Origin of the sequence: Photobacterium sp. DA100 (genome assembly GCF_029223585.1) — a bacterium.
In the GTDB taxonomy this organism is placed as follows: Bacteria; Pseudomonadota; Gammaproteobacteria; order Enterobacterales; family Vibrionaceae; genus Photobacterium.
Genome location: NZ_CP119424.1, coordinates 1,182,911 through 1,202,962, shown reverse-complemented (window position 1 = coordinate 1,202,962; position 20,052 = coordinate 1,182,911). Strand labels below are relative to the sequence as shown.

Here is a 20,052-nt window from a genome sequence, read left to right as displayed (position 1 = left end):
CATGGTACTGGAGAGCATTACATTAGATGTCCTTACACTGGATAGGATGGCTCTGCTGCTGGCTATTATCATGGTTGGTACATATTTCCAGACCGTCACTGGTTTCGGGCTTGGGATTATCGTGATTGGGGCGGCAACAGCGTTTGAGTTGACTTCGGTGGCCATTATGGCTGCAGTAGTCAGCTTGGTGACACTGGCTAATTGTGCCTTTGCTTTGCCGGGTTCGATGAAATTAGTCGAATGGAAATCAGTGAGGCTGGTCGTGATTGGCGTGCTGCCCGGTGTTGTTGCTGGCGTCGTATTATTAGAGTATTTAAGCCACTCAGCAGCCAGTATTTTGCAATGTCTTGTTGGTGTGATGATTGTTTATAGCGGGCTTAATGTTATGTTACGGCCTGCGGTTCGAACTGAGCGCTCGGGTGATACCAGCTTTTTTGTCAGTGGTTTTAGCTCTGGTTTAACCGGAGGACTGTTTGGTATGGCAGGGCCGCCATTGGTCTATCAGTTCTATCGTCAGCCTTTTGATATAATCACGATTCGCAATATGCTGCTGGTGGTGTTTGCCTGTACATCGGCATCGAGAAGTATGTTTGTTGGGGTTCAAGGCCAGTTGAATACTGACATTTGGCTTCTTACTGCCGCGTCATTGCCAATAGTGACGTTAACGACTTACTTGGGACGACGATTTCCCCCACCTTTTAGCGCCGAAACGATGCGAAGGATAGTGTTTGGTTTGCTGATGGCCATTGGGATCTATTTGATTTTTCAGTCTTTTGGTGAGATGAATGTTTCAGGATAAATTTATCATTCGAAAACTAAAGTTCGAAGTAGTCATCTAACGCTTTTCTGGCGTCCGCTGTCGAGCAGTTAGTCAGAAAACACAGCTCGGCAACCGTAATCGCTGGGTTATCGACAACATAGGAGAGCAGAGTGCGCGGCTTCTCTGTCTTACCGTAGTCGAAACCTATGCCCTCGATATTCTGATGCTTCGAAAGACGCTTATGAATTGATTTTCCGATAGCGGCTAAAGGGTCGCTAGACGTTTCTTGTAGTATCGACTGTAGGGCGTTTAATTTCGCTAGTGAACCAGAGAGTTCTAGGTGCCGTTGGTTTGCCTTGCGTTTTATTTCAATACCTATTTCGGCCAGTTTCTCAAGCAAGAAGCTTCGATCTGTTTTGCCCAGAGAGGCACTGACGTTCTTTATTTCATACGTAGCAAATTCACTGTCTTCGCCAAGCTGATCCAATCCAGCAAGGTAACTTTGGTAGACTCGCTGCCACTTCAAACAGTTCTTAGAGCCAACCAGCTGACCAAATTCAGCTTTTATCGATACCAAATCTGTATATGTGCCGATAAGAGCGTAATGTCGGCTGCGGCGAATCCGTTTAATAATGCAACTATACGGCGAGATCACTGAATTTATTTCTGAAATACCGGTGGTTGTGATTTTATGTGCCAAGGAGGGAAGGTTGATTGAAATGCTTGGCTTCATCATAAATCGCTGACGCTTGATATGGTTTTGGGATAGCGAAAAAAATAGCACCTTTGTTGTGTATCAACAACAGGGTTTTGCTAGTGCGTATTCGTTTAGAAAAAGCCTTAAAGAGAACACCATCTTTTGTGAAATGCTCTCTTTAAGCTTAATGATTAAGCGTGTTTTGACGCTTAATCAACGTCGCAATCAGTGCAGCTTTGCAGTGCGATTTCGTGTTCAAACACTGCAGTCTCGTTACCTTCTGCAAATAACTCTGCGATTTCGTCAGCAACTTCTTGCTCATCTTCCGGTTCAACTTGACTTGCAAGCTCTTCTTCTGGGTAACCGAAGAAATTCAGCAATAGGTAATCACGTGCTTCCTCTTTGGTACAAGTCACGTTAACCGAAAGATCTGGCTCAACATTGCCTTGCTCGATAATCGTAGTCACTTGCGCCAGGACATCATCTTTCATCGCGGGCGTTAACCAACCAAGATCCGTGCTTACTGTGGTCTTTTTACAGTTAAAACAAGGTAGTTGATGAAAGTAATATTGAAAATTAGTCATGAGTATTTCTTCATAGAATGTTGTAAAGCAAGATTATGCGCATTTTCAAGCAAAATACCATCTCTTTGACATTGATGGTTGAGTTGGAATGGATGATCTGGGCGGGATATGGAGCGAAGGACTGCAGAACGGTCGCTTACGAGAAAAATCGAGTATTGACAATTTCTCATACAATGAGCAATAAATGTAGCAACGGCGACTGAATGTGCGATCGGTAAAAGTTCTATATTAATTTTATTTTACCAACCAAAAAATCAATAAAAACACGCACTCTGGGGCTTAATGATTGCTCTGAATAGAACACCGCATTAATCGGTATATTCTCACTCACCCAGAGGCTCTTTAGAACGGGCTTAAGTGAACCGGACTCTAGCTCCTGTTGAACAGTAAAATTAGACAAACACGCAATCCCCAAGCCATTCACAGCCATCTGCTTGAGCGTCTCACCACTATTGCTGCTCATCTGTGGAGTAATACTTAATCTTTTGCCTGTGTTATCTATAAGCGGCCAAGTATTGAGATACTTATATTTGTCAAAGCCCAAGCATTGATGCTTAGATAGCTGCGTGACGTAATCAGGATAACCCAACTGATTTAGGTAGCTAGGGCTAGCGTATAAACCACGTTGAACCACCCCTAATTTGCGAGCTTTTAAAGTCGAATCACTAAGTTGTCCGACTCTAATGGCGACATCCACCTTCCTTTCGATTAAGTCAGTAATTGAGTCATTGCTAACAAGAGCCACTTTCACATCGGGATAAAGGCGAGTGAAATCTGATAGCAAAGGGACTATCGCATGTAAAGCGAATGATGATGCCGTATCTACGGTTAAAGTCCCTTGTGGTTGCTTATGCTTTTGCAAGAAATGATGCTCTATGGCAACGGCTTCTTCAGAAATATGTCTTGCCTTGTCAATCAGCCATGCACCTTCGGCAGTCAAAGTGACACTTCGTGTCGTCCGATTAAACAAGGTTGTTTCTAAGTCTCTTTCAAGCTTTTTGATACTTCGGCTTACAACCGAGCTCGCGATGTCCAATCTTTCAGCGGCTAAGTTAAAACTGTTGGACTCTGCCACAGCAATAAACACTTCCAATTCATTCAGTTTAAGCTTCACTGTGCTTTTCCAATTAATGCTATTTTGATAGTAGTTAAATAGCAAAGCATACATTTATGTCAACAAAAGAGATCCCTATATTTAAGACCTACGCACATTACTTTAATAAAATGAGGATCTTCATATGTCTCGAGTCAATATCTACGTAGCCCAACCTGAAGCTTACAAAGCGATGTTTGGCTTAGAAAGCTACATCAAAGAATGTAACCTATCGCCAGTTCTCGAAGAATTAATCAGAGTTCGCACTTCTCAAATCAACGGATGTGCATATTGCATTCAAATGCATACGACCGCAGCCTTGGAGCAAGGCGAAACTCAGGAGCGACTTTTCTCGCTACCTGCATGGAAAGAATCACCATTATTCACCTCAGAAGAGCGAGCAGTACTGGCGCTGACAGAAGAAATAACACATATTTCGAAATACGGAGTCAGTGATACCACATACAAACAACTTGCTAAGTACTTTGAGGAAGTACAAATTGCTCAGCTGATAATGTTGGTATCAGTCATGAATACATGGAACCGCATTGCTGTGGCAACCAAAGTCCAATAACCTGAACTCCCAAAGAGTTCCCTAACATAGTCCAGAGCCAGTCACCGTGTATGACTGGCTTTCTATTAAAATTTAGACAGAAGCATCGTAGCCTTTCTACTTCATAGTGCATATCCGTCATCAGAGCTTATTTGTAGCAAGTCGACATTAACCACTCACGTCTTGCGTCGACTCTTCGATAGCAGGGCAATGATCTCATTGATGTTGTGCTGAATCGATGACTCAGCGAAATCCAAAGCCAGACTCTGTCGGTAATAAGGGCTGAGATCTAACCCGACGCCGAGGCCGATTATTTCAACCTCCCGGTTTGCTTGATACTGGGCAATGACTTGCTTGAGGTGGTTGTCCAAATAAAACTTATCATTGGCAAGGTTAGTGGTGGTATCCATAGGGCAGCCATCGGAGATCACAAACAGAAGCTTTCTTGGCTCTTGGCGCTGGATCAGTCGCTTGCAGGCCCATAACACAGCTTCGCCATCTATTCCTTCTTTGAATAAGTCTGCTTTCAACAGTGCAGCAATATCTTTTCGGGTATGCCGCCAATGGCTTTCTGCCGGTTTGAAAATGAGGTGGCAGTTTTCATTCAAACGGCCGGGGTAGGCCGGTTTTCGTTGCCTCAGCCAGTCAGAATACGCCTTTCCGCCGTTCCAACTATTGGTGGTAAATCCCAGGACTTCACTTCTGATACCCGTAAGGCCCAGTGCTTTGACCATGGTATCTATCAAGATGGCGATGTGATTGATGTGTTCGCGCATCGAGCCTGAGCAGTCGATAAGAAAGCTGACAATGCTATTTGGGATAGGGTGGTAATACTCGTGGCCGAAAATTCTGTTTTCATTGGGTGAGCTGACTAACTGGCTGAGCCGTCTGCCGTCGATATACCCTTCTTCTTCGCCATAGATCCAACCATCTCGTTGTGGTGATGACAGCAAGGCTGACAGTTGACGTGATAGCTGCTTGATATTGATTCCTTGTTGCTGGATGCGCTCATCAAGTTCTTCACGTAATGTTACGAGCAAGGCTTTACGCACCAGTTTTGATGCCTGTACTTCGCGATCGTAATGGGTAGTGAAAACCCGGTAAGTGTTGTGATTTTCATTAAACGCCTTACTTTGGCCACTTTGTGCGGTCGCTATCGGTATTTCTTCACCTTGATCGAAATTGAGCAAAAATGAAAGCACTGACTTGGCCTGATCGACCCTTGATTCATCAGTTGGGTCAGCCTGGTTTTGCTCAGATTCAATCATCTCGCTAATGATAGAACCTAACGAAATAGCATGCAGGGCGTAAGCGTGCTGATTGCGGCGATGTCGCCTTAATCCCGCCAGATCTTCGCCAATTATTGGCACAATACCAGCTCGCGTTGCTTCGATGAAATCTTCAAAAGACGCATCGATAGCTTGGGTATGAAGGCGCGAACGAACAACTTGCACCACGGTAAACAGTAACATCCCGATGTGGGTATCAGCCAAACCGGACTGATAAAACTGCCTCGACCATTCGGCGAAATTGTGTTCAACGTTGGCGCACACACCGGGTAGAGTTTTTCTTATATGATCGTCACCCAAGTAACTTTCGCATCTTAATTGCTCTAAGGCTTCAAGCAGGAGCCTTGTGATGGGTTCGTCAGGGCCTAATTGTGAGTAGAGTTGTTTGTGGAGTTGGTAGTCTGAATAGCGTAAACGCAGTGATATCGCATCGATCTTGCCGCGTTTTTCAGTAATGCTGTGGTTATTTGATACAGAGGCATTTCGAAGATGGGCGGCGTAAACTGGAATGAACTCATTATCGACATAGAGAGACTCTCCGCGATAATGAAGTTTCGGCTCTTCGCTCAATGCTCTGGCTGAGGCTTCTTGTAATTGCTGGTTTTTCTGTCGCTCTCGCTTATTGGCCGTTGATACCAATTTCATTGTGAAGCTCCTGCATATTCTAACCAAGACTCATCAAGTTCTTCATTGAAACACCGCTGATAGTATTCGGCGATGATTGGGCGTTCGAAATCATCGCATTTATTGAGAAATGACAAACGGAAGGCAAGGGCGGGACTATTGAAGATTTCACAGTTCTCCGCCCAAGTGATGACAGTACGGGGTGACATCAAGGTAGAGAGATCGCCAGCAGCGAAACCTTTTCGAGTAAGACCTGCCATAGTCACCATCTGGTTAATTAACTTTCTACCACTCTCACTGTCTTTGCCGGGCACGCGAGATAAGACAATAGCGGCCTCTTCTTCTGGAGGAAGGTAGTTAAGTGTGGCGACAATATTCCAGCGATCAATCTGGGCGTGGTTTAAGATTTGGGTGCCGTGGTACAGGCCAGACAGGTTGCCAAGGCCAACGGTGTTGGAGGTGGCAAACAACCGGAAAGCACTGTGTGGGTGAATGACTTTGTTCTGGTCTAGCAAGGTGAATTTACCGTCTCTTTCTAGGATCCGTTGGATCACGAACATAACATCGGGTCGACCGGCGTCGTATTCATCGAAGATAAGTGCGACAGGGCGTTGCAGTGACCAAGGGACTATCCCTTCTTGAAACTCGGTAACTTGCTTACCGTCCCGGATCACGATGGTATCTTTGCCTACCAAATCCAACCGGCTTAAGTGGCCATCTAAATTAACCCTGACACAAGGCCAGTTGAGTCGTGCTGCTACCTGTTCGATGTGGGTTGATTTTCCCGTACCGTGCATGCCTTGGATCATGGTTCTGCGGTCTTGGGCGAACCCGGCCAAAATTGCCAGAGTCACTTCGGGGTTAAACCGATAGGCGTGATCAATTTCAGGAACGTGATCGTCGCGTGTGCTAAATGCAGGCACGCGCAGATCAGTTTCTATTCCAAAGACCTCCCTGACAGAAACCATCATATCGGGTTTAGTTATCGCGAAATCCACCATATTACTTCCTTTTACTCAACCAATTAGCAATTCATTGTTTCCCACGATGGGGTATTTCGAAACCTCTCAATACGTAATTTGATGCTCTTGTATCAAAAAATGGAATAAATTATATCGATTGTTAATTTTTTGTTGACGTTAAATATTTGAGCGTCTAGTGTTTAAATGAATTCGAAATATCGAGACAAAAAGTTCCATTAAATTGGAATGTCCATCATCAAGGAGATACAGAGAATGAGCGAACAAGATGCACGTACAGTTGTAGCTGGCCCAACAAAAATGACCCCATCAGAGGCCTTTGTTGAAACTATGGTTGCCAATGGGGTGACAGATATGTTCGGCATTATGGGCTCAGCCTTTATGGATGCGATGGACATCTTCGCGCCAGCCGGTATTCGATTGATCCCTGTGGTACATGAGCAGGGTGCGGCACATATGGCAGACGGTTTCTCACGTGTGTCTGGTAACCACGGGGTGGTTATTGGTCAGAACGGACCAGGGATCAGTAACTGTGTAACCGCTATTGCCGCAGCATATTGGGCACACAGTCCGGTTGTTATTGTAACGCCGGAAACAGGCACAACGACGATGGGACTGGGCGGGTTCCAGGAATGTAATCAGCTACCTATGTTCCAGGAATTTACTAAGTACCAGGGGCATGTGACGCACCCTTCGCGCATGGCGGAATATACCGGTCGCTGCTTTGACCGTGCACTGAGTGAGATGGGTCCAACCCAGCTAAACATCCCGCGTGACTACTTCTACGGCGAAATCACTTGTGAAATTCCGAAACCTGCCCGTCTTGACCGAGGACCTGGTGGAGCTAAGAGCTTAAATGATGCTGCTGATCTTCTGGCTGAAGCGAAATTCCCGGTCATTATTTCCGGTGGCGGTGTGGTCATGGCCGATGCGGTTGATGAGTGTAAAGCACTGGCTGAGCGTCTGGGCGCACCTGTTGTAAACAGCTATCTGCATAATGACTCTTTCCCGGCAAGCCATCCGCTATGGTGTGGTCCGCTCGGCTACCAAGGGTCAAAAGCGGCCATGAAGCTGATTTCTCAAGCGGATGTGGTGATTGCATTGGGATCCCGTCTAGGTCCATTTGGTACTCTGCCGCAGCATGGTATGGAGTATTGGCCGAAGGATGCCAAGATTATTCAAATTGATGCCGACCACAAGATGCTTGGCTTGGTTAAGAAGATCTCGGTCGGCATTTGTGGTGACGCCAAGGCGTCAGCGGTTGCATTAACAGAGCGCCTTGAAGGTCGAAGCCTAGCGTGTGATGCGACGAAAGATGAGCGCTTCAATAAGGTTCAAGCAGAGAAAGAAATTTGGGAGAAAGAGCTGGACGAGTGGACCCATGAGCGTGACCCGTTCAGCCTGGATATGATTGAGCAAAATGCCCAGGAAAAACCATTCTCTGGTGGTGAATATTTGCATCCACGTCAGGTACTGCGTGAGCTTGAAAAAGCGATGCCGGACGATGTGATGGTCTCGACCGATATCGGTAATATCAACTCCATTGCCAATAGTTACTTGCGCTTTGAGAAGCCGCGCAGTTTCTTCGCAGCCATGAGTTTTGGCAACTGTGGTTACGCCTTCCCAACTATTATCGGGGCCAAAGTTGCTGCGCCACATCGTCCTGCTATTTCTTATGCCGGCGATGGTGCATGGGGAATGAGCTTGATGGAAACCATGACCTGTGTGCGCCATAACATCCCAGTGACGGCCGTAGTATTCCACAACCGCCAGTGGGGCGCTGAGAAGAAGAACCAAGTTGATTTCTATAACCGTCGCTTTGTGGCTGGTGAGCTGGATAACCAGAGTTTTGCTGAAATCGGTCGTGCCATGGGCGCTGAAGGGATCACGGTAGACCGGTTGGAAGATGTCGGCCCAGCACTGCAAAAGGCTATCGATATGCAGATGAACGAAGGCAAGACCACCATTATTGAAATCATGTGCACGCAAGAACTAGGTGACCCGTTCCGCCGTGACGCGCTATCGAAGCCTGTGCGTTTCCTCGACAAGTATAAAGACTACGTGTAATTGCAAGTCTATCTGAGCCTGACCAGCGGTGAGAGTTGGGCTTTCTTTATACCTGACGTGGAGGTACCACATGACCGAACGTGCGTTAAAGTTACCAAAACCTTTGCTGTCCGGTTTGAATGAGTTTGTTCCAGGTTTATTACTGTGTGTTGTGATTGCTGCGGCAGCGTCATTTGTCTCGGCCCAATACGGAGGCCCCACCTTTCTTTATGCGCTGCTGATTGGCATCTCGTTTCACTTTTTATCGGATAACCCAAAATGCCTTCCTGGTATTGAAGCTTCGGCAAAGAAGCTGGTTCGAGTGGGTGTGGCATTGCTTGGCGTTAGAATTGCCATCAGTGATGTACATGCTATTGGAGCGCTAGGAGTAACCGCGTTGGCAGGTGCTGTGGTGTTGACGATTGGCTTTAGTTTGATGATGGCAAAACTGCTTCGCTTGCCTTCTATGCTCGGGATTTTGTCGGGCGGAGCAACAGGGATATGTGGGATTTCGGCAGCGATGGCAATCTCTTCTACTCTGCCGCAGAACCAGGAAAACGAGCATTACACTTTGCTAACAGCCATTGGGGTAGCGGCGTTTTCCACTATTGCCATGGTGCTCTATCCGCTGGTGGTGACAGTACTTGAACTGAGTCGCTCTGAAGCAGGGTTGTTCCTCGGTGGCTCCATTCACGATGTCGCCCAAGTGGTAGGGGCTGGATTTATGATTTCACCAGAAGTCGGGGATTCTGCGACATTAGCCAAGATGTTTAGGGTCGCGATGCTGATGCCGGTTGTGGTGGTGTGTGCATTCTGGTTCCGTTCAGCAAGGCAGGCTAGTGGAAATGATAAAGCGGGCAAGCAGCCTCTGGTTCCTGTTTTCTTGTTGGTATTTATCGGGCTGGTTGTCGTGAACAGTTTTGGCTGGATCCCTCCTGTGGCGGTTGAAATGAGTTCAGATATTTCCAAGTGGTGTTTGGTTATCTCAATTGCCGCTCTAGGGGTAAAGACCTCATTTGAAAAACTGTCTGAGTTGGGCTGGAAACCTATAGCGCTGCTAATGGGGAATGCACTGTTTATCGCCGCCTATATGTTAGCAGTCGTGTACCTGGGACGGATGATTTTTTAACTTTGGAGAAAGGGTATGAATTCTCTGCCTTACACAGGTTCTATTACGAAATATTTAGCACTTATTGATGAATTAACAAACGGAGAAGAGCTTCTTTTATTTAGGGGCCAACCCAATAAGCGGAAATCACTGCTCCCCTCGATAGCAAGAGGGGCGGAGAATATATCTACTATTGCCCAAGAGAAAGACATGCTCGATTGTTTTTATCGCTTGGGAAAAAACAAACTCAGGGCTCAAAACACTGACTATTGGCACATCATGTCTGAAGCCCACCATCACGGGTTAAAAACTAGACTGCTGGACTGGACCAGCAACCCATTGGTAGCACTGTGGTTTGCCTGCCAATCGCCCGGAAATCAGCCCCATGTCTATGTACTGAAAGCCAATGCAAGACAACAACATAATATGGCTGAAGACCCTTTTGAAGTCTCAGAAACCAAGGTATTTCAACCGCCAGTCTCCTACGCGAGGATCAAGGCTCAAAGCAATTGGTATAGCTTGCATCCCTCGGTGGGTGGAGATACCAACAAACGTTTTACCCCGTTTGAAATAGAAGCGGGTGAAAGTGATGAGTTATTTGAAATACCCATTTTCTCCGAAGTAAAAGAAAACTTACTTCTGGAGTTGGATAAATGCGGCATTAATGAGCAGCTTATTTATCCGGATCTTACTGGGCTATGTCTGCATATCAACAAACTCTTTGAGCAAGCGCCGGTTGATAATGCGGTGTTCGCCGGTGGTGGTGGGAGCCTGTCTGAACTCTTGCTGGAAACTAACTTGGTCGATTATCACCATTCCGATGCAATAGGATCACTAGCAAAAGTGAAAGCTTTAGAGAGTTTGGCTTCGGGTGGCATTAATCCAAATGGCATAACTTCAAATGATTCCCTGCAGGAATTAACGCGAAGGGATATAAAGGGCGGGTTCCAACAGTACCGCCATACCTATACCAGTGACTTTGATTTTGATTGATCGCCAGCAGCGATTATTGATGCAACTCACATTTATTGATTTTTGAAATAAAACATCTCAATTTTTCGAATTTTCCGTTGACTGAGCTTAGGTCGACAACTAGCTTTAAGTTAACAGGTTGTTAGGTTTTTGGGGGTTAACTTGACTTGTTCGCTAGAAGCAAAATTTGAAAATATCTGTTTAGGATTAACCAGCTAACGCCAAGTCTCGAATTTGAGAATATGATTTGACGGTATGTTAGTACGGGTATATGTTAACCAAAATTTAACATTGTGGCTGGTAAAATTGTCTGGTTCATGTTTAAAACGATAAGGATATAAGAATGAATACTCAGTCTGTAGAAAAGCAAAACGATGAAGTCAGCATCGAGTTTTTACAAGCATTCAGCCAAGCATGGAATGACCATGACATTGATGCCCTGATGACATTTGTGACGGACGACTGTACGTTCCATACTGCTGCAGGCCCTGAGCTTCAAGGTAATACTTTCAACGGCAGGGACGCGGTTAGAGAGAGTTTCCAGCAAGTCTGGAAGAACTTCCCGGATGCTGCCTGGCTCGATGGTGTTCACTTCGTCAGCGGCGACCGTGCTGTTTCAGAATCGACATTTTGTGCCACTAAGCCTGATGGTAGTCGTATCGAAGCACGTATGGTGGATGTTTTCACCCTTGTCGATGGCAAAATCAAAGTTAAAAATGCGTTCCGCAAAGACCGCCCATCTTTCTTTAATGCCAATTAAGTTCCTGAGTTGAAACTTATTTAGACTGAGCATGGCAAGGAGCTTGAAATGGATTCAACAGTAGAGAAAGAAAGGGTAGTACTCGATAAATCAATCAATGAGCAGACAGAGCAGACAACAGCGGCAAAAGAAAATTATGAGCCGGGGTATGATCCACTAGTCGCAAGGACACCCGGTCGTGGCGCAGAGTATGCCCCGACTTATTGGGTAGGCACAGCGGGAGACCCGCCAGCCGACGACGGCCCGATCCTCAGCGATGTGGATGTCGATGTTGCGATTATCGGCTCGGGTTATACCGGTTTATCAACCGCGATTCACCTTGCTGAACAATATGGCATTAAGGCGACTGTGTTGGAAGCTAACAGAGCAAGCTGGGGGTGTAGTACGCGCAACGGTGGGCAGGCGCAATGTGCGTCTGGGCGTTTAAAACGCTCTCAGTGGATACAACGCTGGGGCCTAGATACTGCCATCCGAATGCATGAAGAATGTTTGGACGGCATGGAAACTTTTAAAGGGCTGATTAAGGATATCGACTGTGAACCACAACCTGGTGGTCACCTGTATGTAGCGCATCGCGCCAAAGTCATGCCGACGCTGGAAAAAGAAGCCAAGCTATTGCGCCAAACCTTTAACTATGACGCGCAAATACTGGATGCCGATACCGTAAAGAAGCAGTTTGTTGGCGATCAGGAAGCCGCTGGAGCAATGCATGAGCCAGAAGGCATTGGCATCCATGCAGGTAAATTGGCCTTCGGTTACCTAAAGAAAGCCCGAGCGTTGGGCGCGACGGTTCACCCAGCAAGCCCAGTGATTGGCTGGGAAACGCGAAACGGTATTCACTACCTAAAAACCCCAGGTGGCACAGTAAAAGCTAGGGCAGTTGGAGTGGCAACGGGGGGCTATACCTCGCAGGGTTTACACGGCCAACTAAAAAACCGTTTGTTACCTATTCTGTCGAATTCTATGGTCACTCGGCCATTGACCAATTCCGAGATTGAAGCGTGTAATTTTCGTACCAATCAGGTCATCACTGATACACGGGTTTTGCGTCATTACTACCGCTTACTGCCAGATAATCGGGTTCAAATCGGTACTCGCAGTGCGATTACTGGAAAGGCTGCACCAGAGAAAAAATACGAAGACATGCTAAAAGCCGACTTGGCACGTAAGTTTCCGGCTCTGGAAAATATTCAAGTCGATTACTCCTGGTGGGGATGGGTAGATGTGAGCCACGATATGATGCCGCGGATCTACCAGCCCAATGCTAACCAATCCATCTATTATGCATTGGGTTACGGTGGCAATGGTGTGATGTATTCAGCACAGGCGGGTAAGCGCTTGGCGCAATGGATTGCCGGTGAAGCTAAAGATCTGAACCTGCCGATTTTCCAGTCTAAACTGCCATTTCCCAATATTCAGGAGATGGTCGAGTCCGAAGCTTTTGCACCATTTAGGCGGCTTGGACAACGTTTTTTATATCGATGGTATCACCTTAAAGACGAAGTGCTTTAAATCCTTTCACCCTATACAAAAAGCTAAATGACAAAATAAGCGACACAACAGAGTTATATAACAAAGACACACAACACGACCAGGATGTCTCAGTACGTTGTACCGTGGTCACCTTTATCTATAACGCGAATAATGCGAAACAATATAAAAGGTCACGACTATGAAATTCCAGAAAAAGAAAATTGTTAGTCTAATTGCTGCTGTCTCTATGGCGTTTGCATCATCTAGTGTACTCGCGAAAAACTTCAAAATGGCGATCGGTGATGCGGCTGGTGGAACACAGTGGGAATTAGGCACAACTTTTAGCAAATTACTGGATGAAAAAACCAATGGGCAAGTGAAAGTCGACTTATTCCCTAATGGTCAGTTGGGCAATGAGCAAGATACAGTCAACAATGCTGCCATTGGATTATTGGACTTTTCTATTCTGGCAATAAATAACGTGACACCTTTCTCTCCAACGGTCGGTTTGCTCACTATGCCTTATGTGATTCAAAGCGCTGATGAAGCGAAATTATTGACGCAGGGGGATGTGGGTCAGGAGCTGGTGGATAATACTATTCGTGATGCCGGGGTGAGGATCATCGGCTGGGCCTACTCAGGCTTCCGCGTACTGACCAACTCCAAACGTCCTGTTGCCTCACCAGAAGATCTCAAAGGGCTGGTTATTCGTGTACCTCGAAACGAAATCATGATTGCCTCTTATCAGGCATGGGGCGTTAATCCAACACCAATGGCTTGGTCAGAAACCTTCACCGGTCTGCAGCAAGGCGTTGTCGATGGACAAGATAACCCGTATATCACTGTTTATGCGATGAAATTCGATGAAGTCCAAAAGTATGTGACCAATATTCGCTACATCTTCTCGCTAGAACCACTTATTGTCAGCGAATCGGTATTCCAGCAGCAATCACCGGAAATGCAGGCCAATATTCTGGCAGCAGGCAAAGAAGCTACAGAGCACAGTTTTACCTACCTACAGGATACAGAAGACAAGATCCGCAAAGATCTAGAGTCCAAAGGGATGGTGTTCACTGATCCGGCCAATGGCGAGAAAGAGTGGATTGAAAAAGTGACCAAAACCGTCTGGCCTAAGTTCTACACCAGTATCGGCGGCAAAGAAAAGCTAGATGAAACGCTGAAGCTATTGGGACGCTAATTCAGCGACATCACTACTCATGCTTTACTTTATTCAACATCGTAAAGCATGAGTCCATTATCCCCTGATGAACACACTAATATAAATGTCAGGGATACGCCGGAGGCTTTATGTCTGTTATCCATACTATAAAAAAGCACTTAAATAATATTGAAGAGTACACCTGCTGCTTATTACTGGCTTTATTCGTGTTATTACTGTTTGCGCAGATTTTATTACGCCAGTTTTTCCAATATTCCATCCCTTGGGGAGATGAAGTTGCAACCTATATGTTCGTCTGGTTCGCCTATTTGGGGGCGGTGGTTGCTGCCAAGATGTCTGCACACAACAGGGTGAGTTTTCACTTCAAGTTCTTTCCTCCGATTGTCAAAACCGTATGCGAAACCATTGCTGATCTGCTCTGGGTGGTGTTCAACGGGTATTTTGTTTACCTCAGCTACGACTTTGTTTTTAACAAGATGAACCTGTTCTGGAAGTCACAGACCACAGGCATTCCCATGAAGTATTTCTACATGATCCTGCCCATAGCCTTTACCTTGATGACAATCCGAATTCTCTGGAATAACTACGAGCGATTATTCAAGGGAGTTGAAGCGGTTGACCCTGATGCAAAAGAGATCAAGAAAATCCAAAAGCTGCAAGTTCAGAATCAACAGCATCAGGTTCAGAAGCAGGACTATCAAGTCCAAAAGACAGTGGTTTAAAGGATAAGGGGCCATTCATGGAAGGATATCTCACTCTCATATTATTTGGTGGTTTCTTGGTGATGCTGATATTGGGTGCACCGATCACCGTGTCACTGGCAGGGGCCTCGATGGCGGCCTATCTTGTGTTGGATAAAAATCCGATTGCCTTGGTGCAAATCGCATTCACATCAGTGGGTAACTTCCCGTTGATGGCACTGCCGGCTTTTGTGTTAGCAGGAGCTTTGATGGAAGCGGCGGGCATTTCTAAGCGCTTGGTTGATATTGCCGAAAGCCTCGCAGGCCCCGTTACCGGCGGCTTGGGTGCGGCAACTGTGGTTGCTTGTCTGTTCTTTGGCGCGATTTCAGGTTCCGGCCCTGCCACAACGGCAGCAGTAGGCATGTTGATGGTGCCAGCGATGGTGAAAAGGGACTATGAACGTAGCTATGCATCGGCTGTAACGGCTGCATCTGGTGGGTTGGGTATTATCATTCCGCCTTCCATTCCGCTGGTGATCTTTGGCATATCGGCCATGGGTCTTATGCCGCCACCAGAAGCGATTTCGCAACATGGTCAATTTGCGTCACTTTCTATTCCCAAGTTGTTTGTGGCAGGGGTGATCCCAGGGTTGATCATGGCCTCAACCCTGATGGCAACCAACTATATGATTGCCAAGAAACGTGGTTATAAGGGCTTGACCGAAAGCTGGTCCACAGGGGATATCCGAACAGCACTTAGGCGTGGGGTTTGGTCGCTGTTGGCCCCCTTCCTGATTCTGGGCGGGATCTACTCTGGGCTATTTACTCCGACAGAATCAGCGATTGTTGCCATCTTCTACTCGCTGTTTATTGGGTTATTCGTTCATCGCGAATTGGCTTTCAAGAACGTTATCAACTCATTGACCACCACAACTTGGATCACCGGTCGGGTATTGTTGATCTTGTTTGCCGCGACGGTGTTCGGCAGATTGCTTATCGAGCAAAAAATCCCTGTAGTCGTTGCCGATTCACTCTTGAGCCTGACTGACAACATGTACATGGTTTGGGCGTTGACCATCATGTTATTACTGTTTATCGGCATGTTCATGGAAACACTGGCGGCCATTATGATCATCGTGCCGGTGCTGTTGCCGATTATGTATATGCTGGGCGCTGATCCGACCCATGTGGGTATCGTAGTGGTGTGTACGCTCTCTATTGGTTTTGCCACACCGCCCTTGGGGGAAAATATCTTTGTCGCCTCCGGCATTGGTGGCTCTACCGTGGAACAAATTACAGCAAGGATCCATCCGTTCGTCATGGCTTCGGTTGTCGGGGTATTCCTCATTGCCTTCTTCCCTCAGTTAAGTCTGTGGTTACCGTCTCTCGTGGGCTATTGAGTAATTGTGAGGTAAATATGAATAAACTAATTAGGACTCCAGTGTTTGGCCGTATTTTGGGTTTAGGTTTTGGCGTCGATTTTGGCAGAGCCTTTCGCATAGCTTTCGGGACAGTGTTAACTGCAAGCAGTTTGGCGGGCTCTGCTGTATTCGCATCTGATACTAATCTGCAGGCGGCAACGTCATATAACAACATGACGCTACATAATATCGACAAGCCACCGATTATTACGCCTGCCGCGCAAAGAGCGATGGCACTATTGGATAAGGCGGTAGAGCATATTAGGCAGGGCGGCACTGTAGCGGTGGATGATTTCGCTAAGCAGGCGCAATTTACCGATAATGAGCTGTACGTTTATGCGCTCGATATGGATGGGGTTTTTCTTGCCAGTGGTGGTTCATCAGCTGTGTTGGTGGGTGACAATGTAAAATCAACCGCCGATATGTACGGCAAGTTGTTCTTCCAAGACATGATAGCTCAAGCCAGAGTGGCTGGGGGAGGCGTTGTGGAATACCACTGGACGAATCCGGTTGACAGCTCCGGTGAGCCAAAACGTACCTTCTTCAAGCGGGTTGGCGATGTCATTGTTGCTGTGGGCTATCATCCGCAACGAGCCGTGGCCTATCAGGCTAAGGGGTTCCTCGATGAGGCGACAAAGGCATTGATCACTGACGAGCAAGAAGCTCTTGGGGCATTCAACCGCCATGACAGCCATTTTGTGAAAAATGATCTGTATGTGTTTGTGCTGGATAAACGCACGGGTGAATTTTTGGCCCACGGTGCGACACCCCATTTGGTCGGAAAGGTCTTTAGTATCCAAGGTAAACCAATGATAGGACAGATGCTCAAGTTGGCCGAAGAGACTGGAAGGGGCGAGATAACCTATCCATGGCTGAATCCGACCTCGGGTAAAGTCGAAAACAAACATACTTTTTACCGCATCCTTGATAACAAGCTAGTCGGAGTCGGCTTTTATCAAAGGCAATGATTTTAGCAAAAGCACTCTTATTCCATGTACCTTGCTCCACTTGCACTACCTTTACTATCTCTAGCATTCGGCCCTTTTAGTTACTTTATATGAGTGCATTCAGGGCCATTTTTTTGTCGTCACGAATCCCTATAATCAGCGCAATGCTCGCTGTTGCTGTAAAACATAAACATTGAGCTGCTAGACATATTGGCGGCGAAATTTCTCAATTAAGTGGACCAACATCGGATATTCCAACTTTGCGATTTATTTTTGTCTCAGTCTGAGATAAAGCTGTTCATCCAGATGCTTATATACCCAAGCTACTTCAAGATGCAGGTTCAGAGGTAACTTGGGTAAAACTTAAGTCAATCACTAGGCAGAGAAGGAATTGTAATGACGGAATCTATCAACGTAGATGTTGTTGTACTCGGTGGTGGACCCGGTGGGTATACTGCAGCTTTTAGGGCTGCCGATCTTGGGTTGTCGGTATGTATCGTTGAGAAGCGCGATACATTGGGTGGTGTATGTGTCAATGTGGGCTGCATTCCCTCCAAGACACTGCTGCATGCGGCAGCGTTGATTGACCATGCCAAGCATGGGTCACAAATGGGTATTGCATTCTCCGAGCCCTGTATCGATATCAACGCATTGCGCGCCCATAAAGAGAAGACGATCTCCGAACTGACCCAAGGCATTGCCAACCTGTGTAAGGCGAGAAAAGTGGTGCGCATCCAAGGTGGGGGACACTTCATCGGTGAACATACGCTGTCAGTGAAAGGTGAGAGCGAGCAGCAAGTACAGTTCAAACATGCCATCGTCGCTACAGGATCACACTCGGTCAAGTTGCCTATTGCGCCGGATGACCCTAGGATTTGGGACTCTACGGATGCATTGTCTCTACCAAATATTCCAGAGAAACTGCTGATCATCGGCGGTGGGATCATTGGGTTGGAAATGGCGCAGGTATATTCGGCGCTTGGTTCTGAAATTACTATCGTCGAAGCGCAAGATCAGATTATCCCGGCCGCTGACAAAGACGTTGTCCAGCCGTTGCTCAAGGCAACGAAAAAGACCTATCAAATGCTGACGAAAACCAAAGTCACCGATATGACAGCGCAGCCTGATGGTATTGCCGTGGCTTTTGAAGGAAAGAAAGCGCCTGATAGTGAGGTCTTTGATGCTGTATTGGTTGCCGTTGGCCGCAGACCAAATACCTCGGGCATTGGCCTGGAAAATATCGGTGTCGATATTTGCGAGCAAGGACTGGTTGAAGTCAATGACAGAATGCAGACCTCGGTACCGCATATCTTCGCCATTGGCGATATCGTCAAAGGCCCAATGCTGGCCCATAAGGCAACGCATGAAGGTAAGGTCGCGTCAGAGGTGATTTCAGGGATGGATGCCGCGTTCCATCCTGTTGCTATCCCTTCAGTCGCATACACCCGTCCAGAAGTCGCCTGGGTAGGCTTGACCGAGAAAGAAGCCAAGCTGCAAGGTATCGACTACACCTCAGGAAAAGTGCCATGGCTTGTTAGTGGCCGAGCACAAAGTGTAGGCGCAACCAATGGTGTCACCAAGGCATTGTTTGATAAAGAATCGGGCGTTTTGCTGGGGGCTGGAATTTGCGGCGAGAACGCAGGTGAACTCATTCATGAAGCGGCTGCGGTGCTCGAGTTTGGTGGGACGGCGAAAGATATCGCCCATACCGTTCATGCCCACCCGACATTGGCTGAAACCTTTGCATTTGCCGCCGAACTGGTAGAAGGCTCAATGACCGATATGCTGCCAAGCAGACGTCGCTAATTATCCTCTACTATTGCTACTGGAAATAAGCGAGCCAGGCTATATAGCTTGGCTCGATTTCTTTAAGGGCTGGCCCTTTTTTTTATGCCAATTATTTCATGTAAAAAGAAGAAATTATTGCTGTGTTACCTCGCCCACAAAATGAACCATTTGTTTCATATTTGGTTTGAAAAGGTTTTTTCATTCCCATATGATTTTGAAAAATAATTTCGAATTATAAGGAATGGGAAGGCCGCCATGTCAAAACTGCTCTCCAAATATCACGCACCCGACCGACACGGTAATACCCAGAACATTACCCCAGAATCGGCTGGTTGGGGCTATGTGGGATTCCAAGCGTTTGAACTTGAAAGCGGACAAAGTATTGAATTACCGGCCAGTGATAATGAAGTGTGTTTGGTGCTTGTCGGCGGCTTTGCCACTATCACCACGCCTTCTGCCACCTTCGAAAATATCGGCGAGCGAATGAGCCCGTTCGAACGGAAAAAGCCTTATGCAGTATACGTTGCAAAAGGTGAGATTATTAAAGTAGTGGCTAATACCCAGCTTGAGCTGGCGGTATGCAGTGCTCCTGGCGAAGGTCATTATCCAACCCGCCTAATTGCACCTGAAAATATTGATGCCGAGCAGCGCGGGGCAGGGAACAACAAGCGATTTGTCCATAATATTCTGCCTGACTACAAAGAAGCCGACAGCTTGTTGGTTGTCGAGGTGTATACCGACGAAGGTTGCACCAGCTCGTATCCGAGCCACAAGCATGATCAGGATGCTGAGCCAAATGAGACCTACCTTGAAGAAACCTATTACCACCGCTTGAACCCATCACAAGGGTTCTGTATGCAGCGCGTTTATACCGATGATCGCTCGTTGGACGAATGCATGGCGGTTTACGACAAAGATGTCGTTCAAGTACCTAAAGGTTATCACCCGGTCGCAACGATTGCGGGCTACGATAGCTATTACCTCAACGTAATGGCAGGGCCTACCCGTAAATGGTTGTTTACCTGGGAAGATGACCACCAATGGATTAACGAACAGCAATATGCAAGAAAACATCAATAATGAGTTTCCGGCAAAGG

The 20,052-nt window shown here is 46.8% G+C and carries 18 protein-coding genes; 13 read left to right on the top strand and 5 right to left on the bottom strand.

Annotated elements, in window-relative coordinates; genetic code table 11:
- The first annotated feature begins 1 nt into the window (after position 1).
- Positions 2–799 carry a sulfite exporter TauE/SafE family protein gene (locus tag PTW35_RS23205; protein ID WP_281027659.1) on the top strand — a complete coding sequence of 266 codons (798 nt, stop codon included), beginning with the start codon at positions 2–4 and terminating at the stop codon, positions 797–799.
- Between the two features lie 16 nt (positions 800–815).
- On the opposite strand, the gene PTW35_RS23200 is transcribed toward PTW35_RS23205, so the two are convergent.
- The 3 genes from PTW35_RS23200 to PTW35_RS23190 form a co-directional block, all read right to left on the bottom strand.
- On the bottom strand, positions 816–1,286 hold the full coding sequence (locus PTW35_RS23200) for a ribosome recycling factor family protein (RefSeq protein ID WP_281027658.1): 471 nt from the start codon (positions 1,284–1,286) through the stop codon (positions 816–818).
- 380 nt (positions 1,287–1,666) lie between these two features.
- Positions 1,667–2,041 (bottom strand): hypothetical protein, encoded by a 375-nt coding sequence (locus tag PTW35_RS23195; protein ID WP_281027657.1) that lies wholly within the window; start codon positions 2,039–2,041, stop codon positions 1,667–1,669.
- A gap of 223 nt (positions 2,042–2,264) precedes the next feature.
- Positions 2,265–3,155, bottom strand: a complete 891-nt coding sequence (locus PTW35_RS23190; RefSeq protein ID WP_281027656.1) for a LysR substrate-binding domain-containing protein — start codon at positions 3,153–3,155, stop codon at positions 2,265–2,267.
- 124 nt (positions 3,156–3,279) lie between these two features.
- Between PTW35_RS23190 and PTW35_RS23185 the strand changes: the two genes are divergently transcribed.
- The gene (locus PTW35_RS23185; RefSeq protein WP_281027655.1) at positions 3,280–3,708 is read left to right on the top strand and encodes a carboxymuconolactone decarboxylase family protein; all 429 of its coding nucleotides are present in this window, start codon (positions 3,280–3,282) and stop codon (positions 3,706–3,708) included.
- A 155-nt stretch (positions 3,709–3,863) separates the two neighbouring features.
- On the opposite strand, the gene PTW35_RS23180 is transcribed toward PTW35_RS23185, so the two are convergent.
- Together PTW35_RS23180 and PTW35_RS23175 are read right to left on the bottom strand one after the other, a co-directional pair.
- The gene (locus tag PTW35_RS23180; RefSeq protein ID WP_281027654.1) at positions 3,864–5,621 is read right to left on the bottom strand and encodes an aerobic cobaltochelatase CobT subunit; all 1,758 of its coding nucleotides are present in this window, start codon (positions 5,619–5,621) and stop codon (positions 3,864–3,866) included.
- Entirely contained in the window at positions 5,618–6,601 is a 984-nt protein-coding gene (locus PTW35_RS23175; protein WP_281027653.1) for an AAA family ATPase, read from the bottom strand. The genes PTW35_RS23180 and PTW35_RS23175 overlap by 4 nt, the downstream gene beginning before the upstream one ends.
- 234 nt (positions 6,602–6,835) lie before the next feature.
- On the opposite strand from PTW35_RS23175, the gene xsc reads away from it, so the two are divergent.
- The 11 genes from xsc (at position 6,836) to iolB (ending at position 20,035) form a co-directional block, all read left to right on the top strand.
- Positions 6,836–8,647: a sulfoacetaldehyde acetyltransferase gene (gene xsc / locus PTW35_RS23170; RefSeq protein ID WP_281027652.1), complete on the top strand. Its 1,812-nt coding sequence runs from the start codon at positions 6,836–6,838 to the stop codon at positions 8,645–8,647.
- 70 nt (positions 8,648–8,717) lie between these two features.
- Positions 8,718–9,755: a putative sulfate exporter family transporter gene (locus tag PTW35_RS23165; RefSeq protein ID WP_281027651.1), complete on the top strand. Its 1,038-nt coding sequence runs from the start codon at positions 8,718–8,720 to the stop codon at positions 9,753–9,755.
- Positions 9,756–9,770: 15 nt separating this feature from the next.
- Positions 9,771–10,727, top strand: a complete 957-nt coding sequence (locus PTW35_RS23160) for an FRG domain-containing protein (protein ID WP_281027650.1) — start codon at positions 9,771–9,773, stop codon at positions 10,725–10,727.
- A gap of 322 nt (positions 10,728–11,049) precedes the next feature.
- Positions 11,050–11,466 carry a nuclear transport factor 2 family protein gene (locus tag PTW35_RS23155; RefSeq protein WP_281027649.1) on the top strand — a complete coding sequence of 139 codons (417 nt, stop codon included), beginning with the start codon at positions 11,050–11,052 and terminating at the stop codon, positions 11,464–11,466.
- 48 nt (positions 11,467–11,514) lie between these two features.
- Positions 11,515–12,978, top strand: a complete 1,464-nt coding sequence (locus tag PTW35_RS23150) for an FAD-binding oxidoreductase (protein ID WP_281027648.1) — start codon at positions 11,515–11,517, stop codon at positions 12,976–12,978.
- A 160-nt stretch (positions 12,979–13,138) separates the two neighbouring features.
- Positions 13,139–14,137 (top strand): TRAP transporter substrate-binding protein, encoded by a 999-nt coding sequence (locus PTW35_RS23145; RefSeq protein WP_281027647.1) that lies wholly within the window; start codon positions 13,139–13,141, stop codon positions 14,135–14,137.
- 110 nt (positions 14,138–14,247) lie between these two features.
- Entirely contained in the window at positions 14,248–14,841 is a 594-nt protein-coding gene (locus PTW35_RS23140; RefSeq protein ID WP_281027646.1) for a TRAP transporter small permease, read from the top strand.
- A gap of 17 nt (positions 14,842–14,858) precedes the next feature.
- On the top strand, positions 14,859–16,199 hold the full coding sequence (locus PTW35_RS23135) for a TRAP transporter large permease (RefSeq protein WP_281027645.1): 1,341 nt from the start codon (positions 14,859–14,861) through the stop codon (positions 16,197–16,199).
- Between the two features lie 17 nt (positions 16,200–16,216).
- A complete protein-coding gene (locus tag PTW35_RS23130) occupies positions 16,217–17,188 on the top strand; it encodes a cache domain-containing protein (protein WP_281027644.1) in 972 nt (323 codons plus the stop codon).
- A gap of 375 nt (positions 17,189–17,563) precedes the next feature.
- Entirely contained in the window at positions 17,564–18,973 is a 1,410-nt protein-coding gene (lpdA, locus tag PTW35_RS23125) for a dihydrolipoyl dehydrogenase (RefSeq protein ID WP_281027643.1), read from the top strand.
- Positions 18,974–19,210: 237 nt separating this feature from the next.
- A complete protein-coding gene (iolB, locus tag PTW35_RS23120) occupies positions 19,211–20,035 on the top strand; it encodes a 5-deoxy-glucuronate isomerase (RefSeq protein WP_281027642.1) in 825 nt (274 codons plus the stop codon).
- The last annotated feature ends 17 nt before the right edge of the window (positions 20,036–20,052 follow it).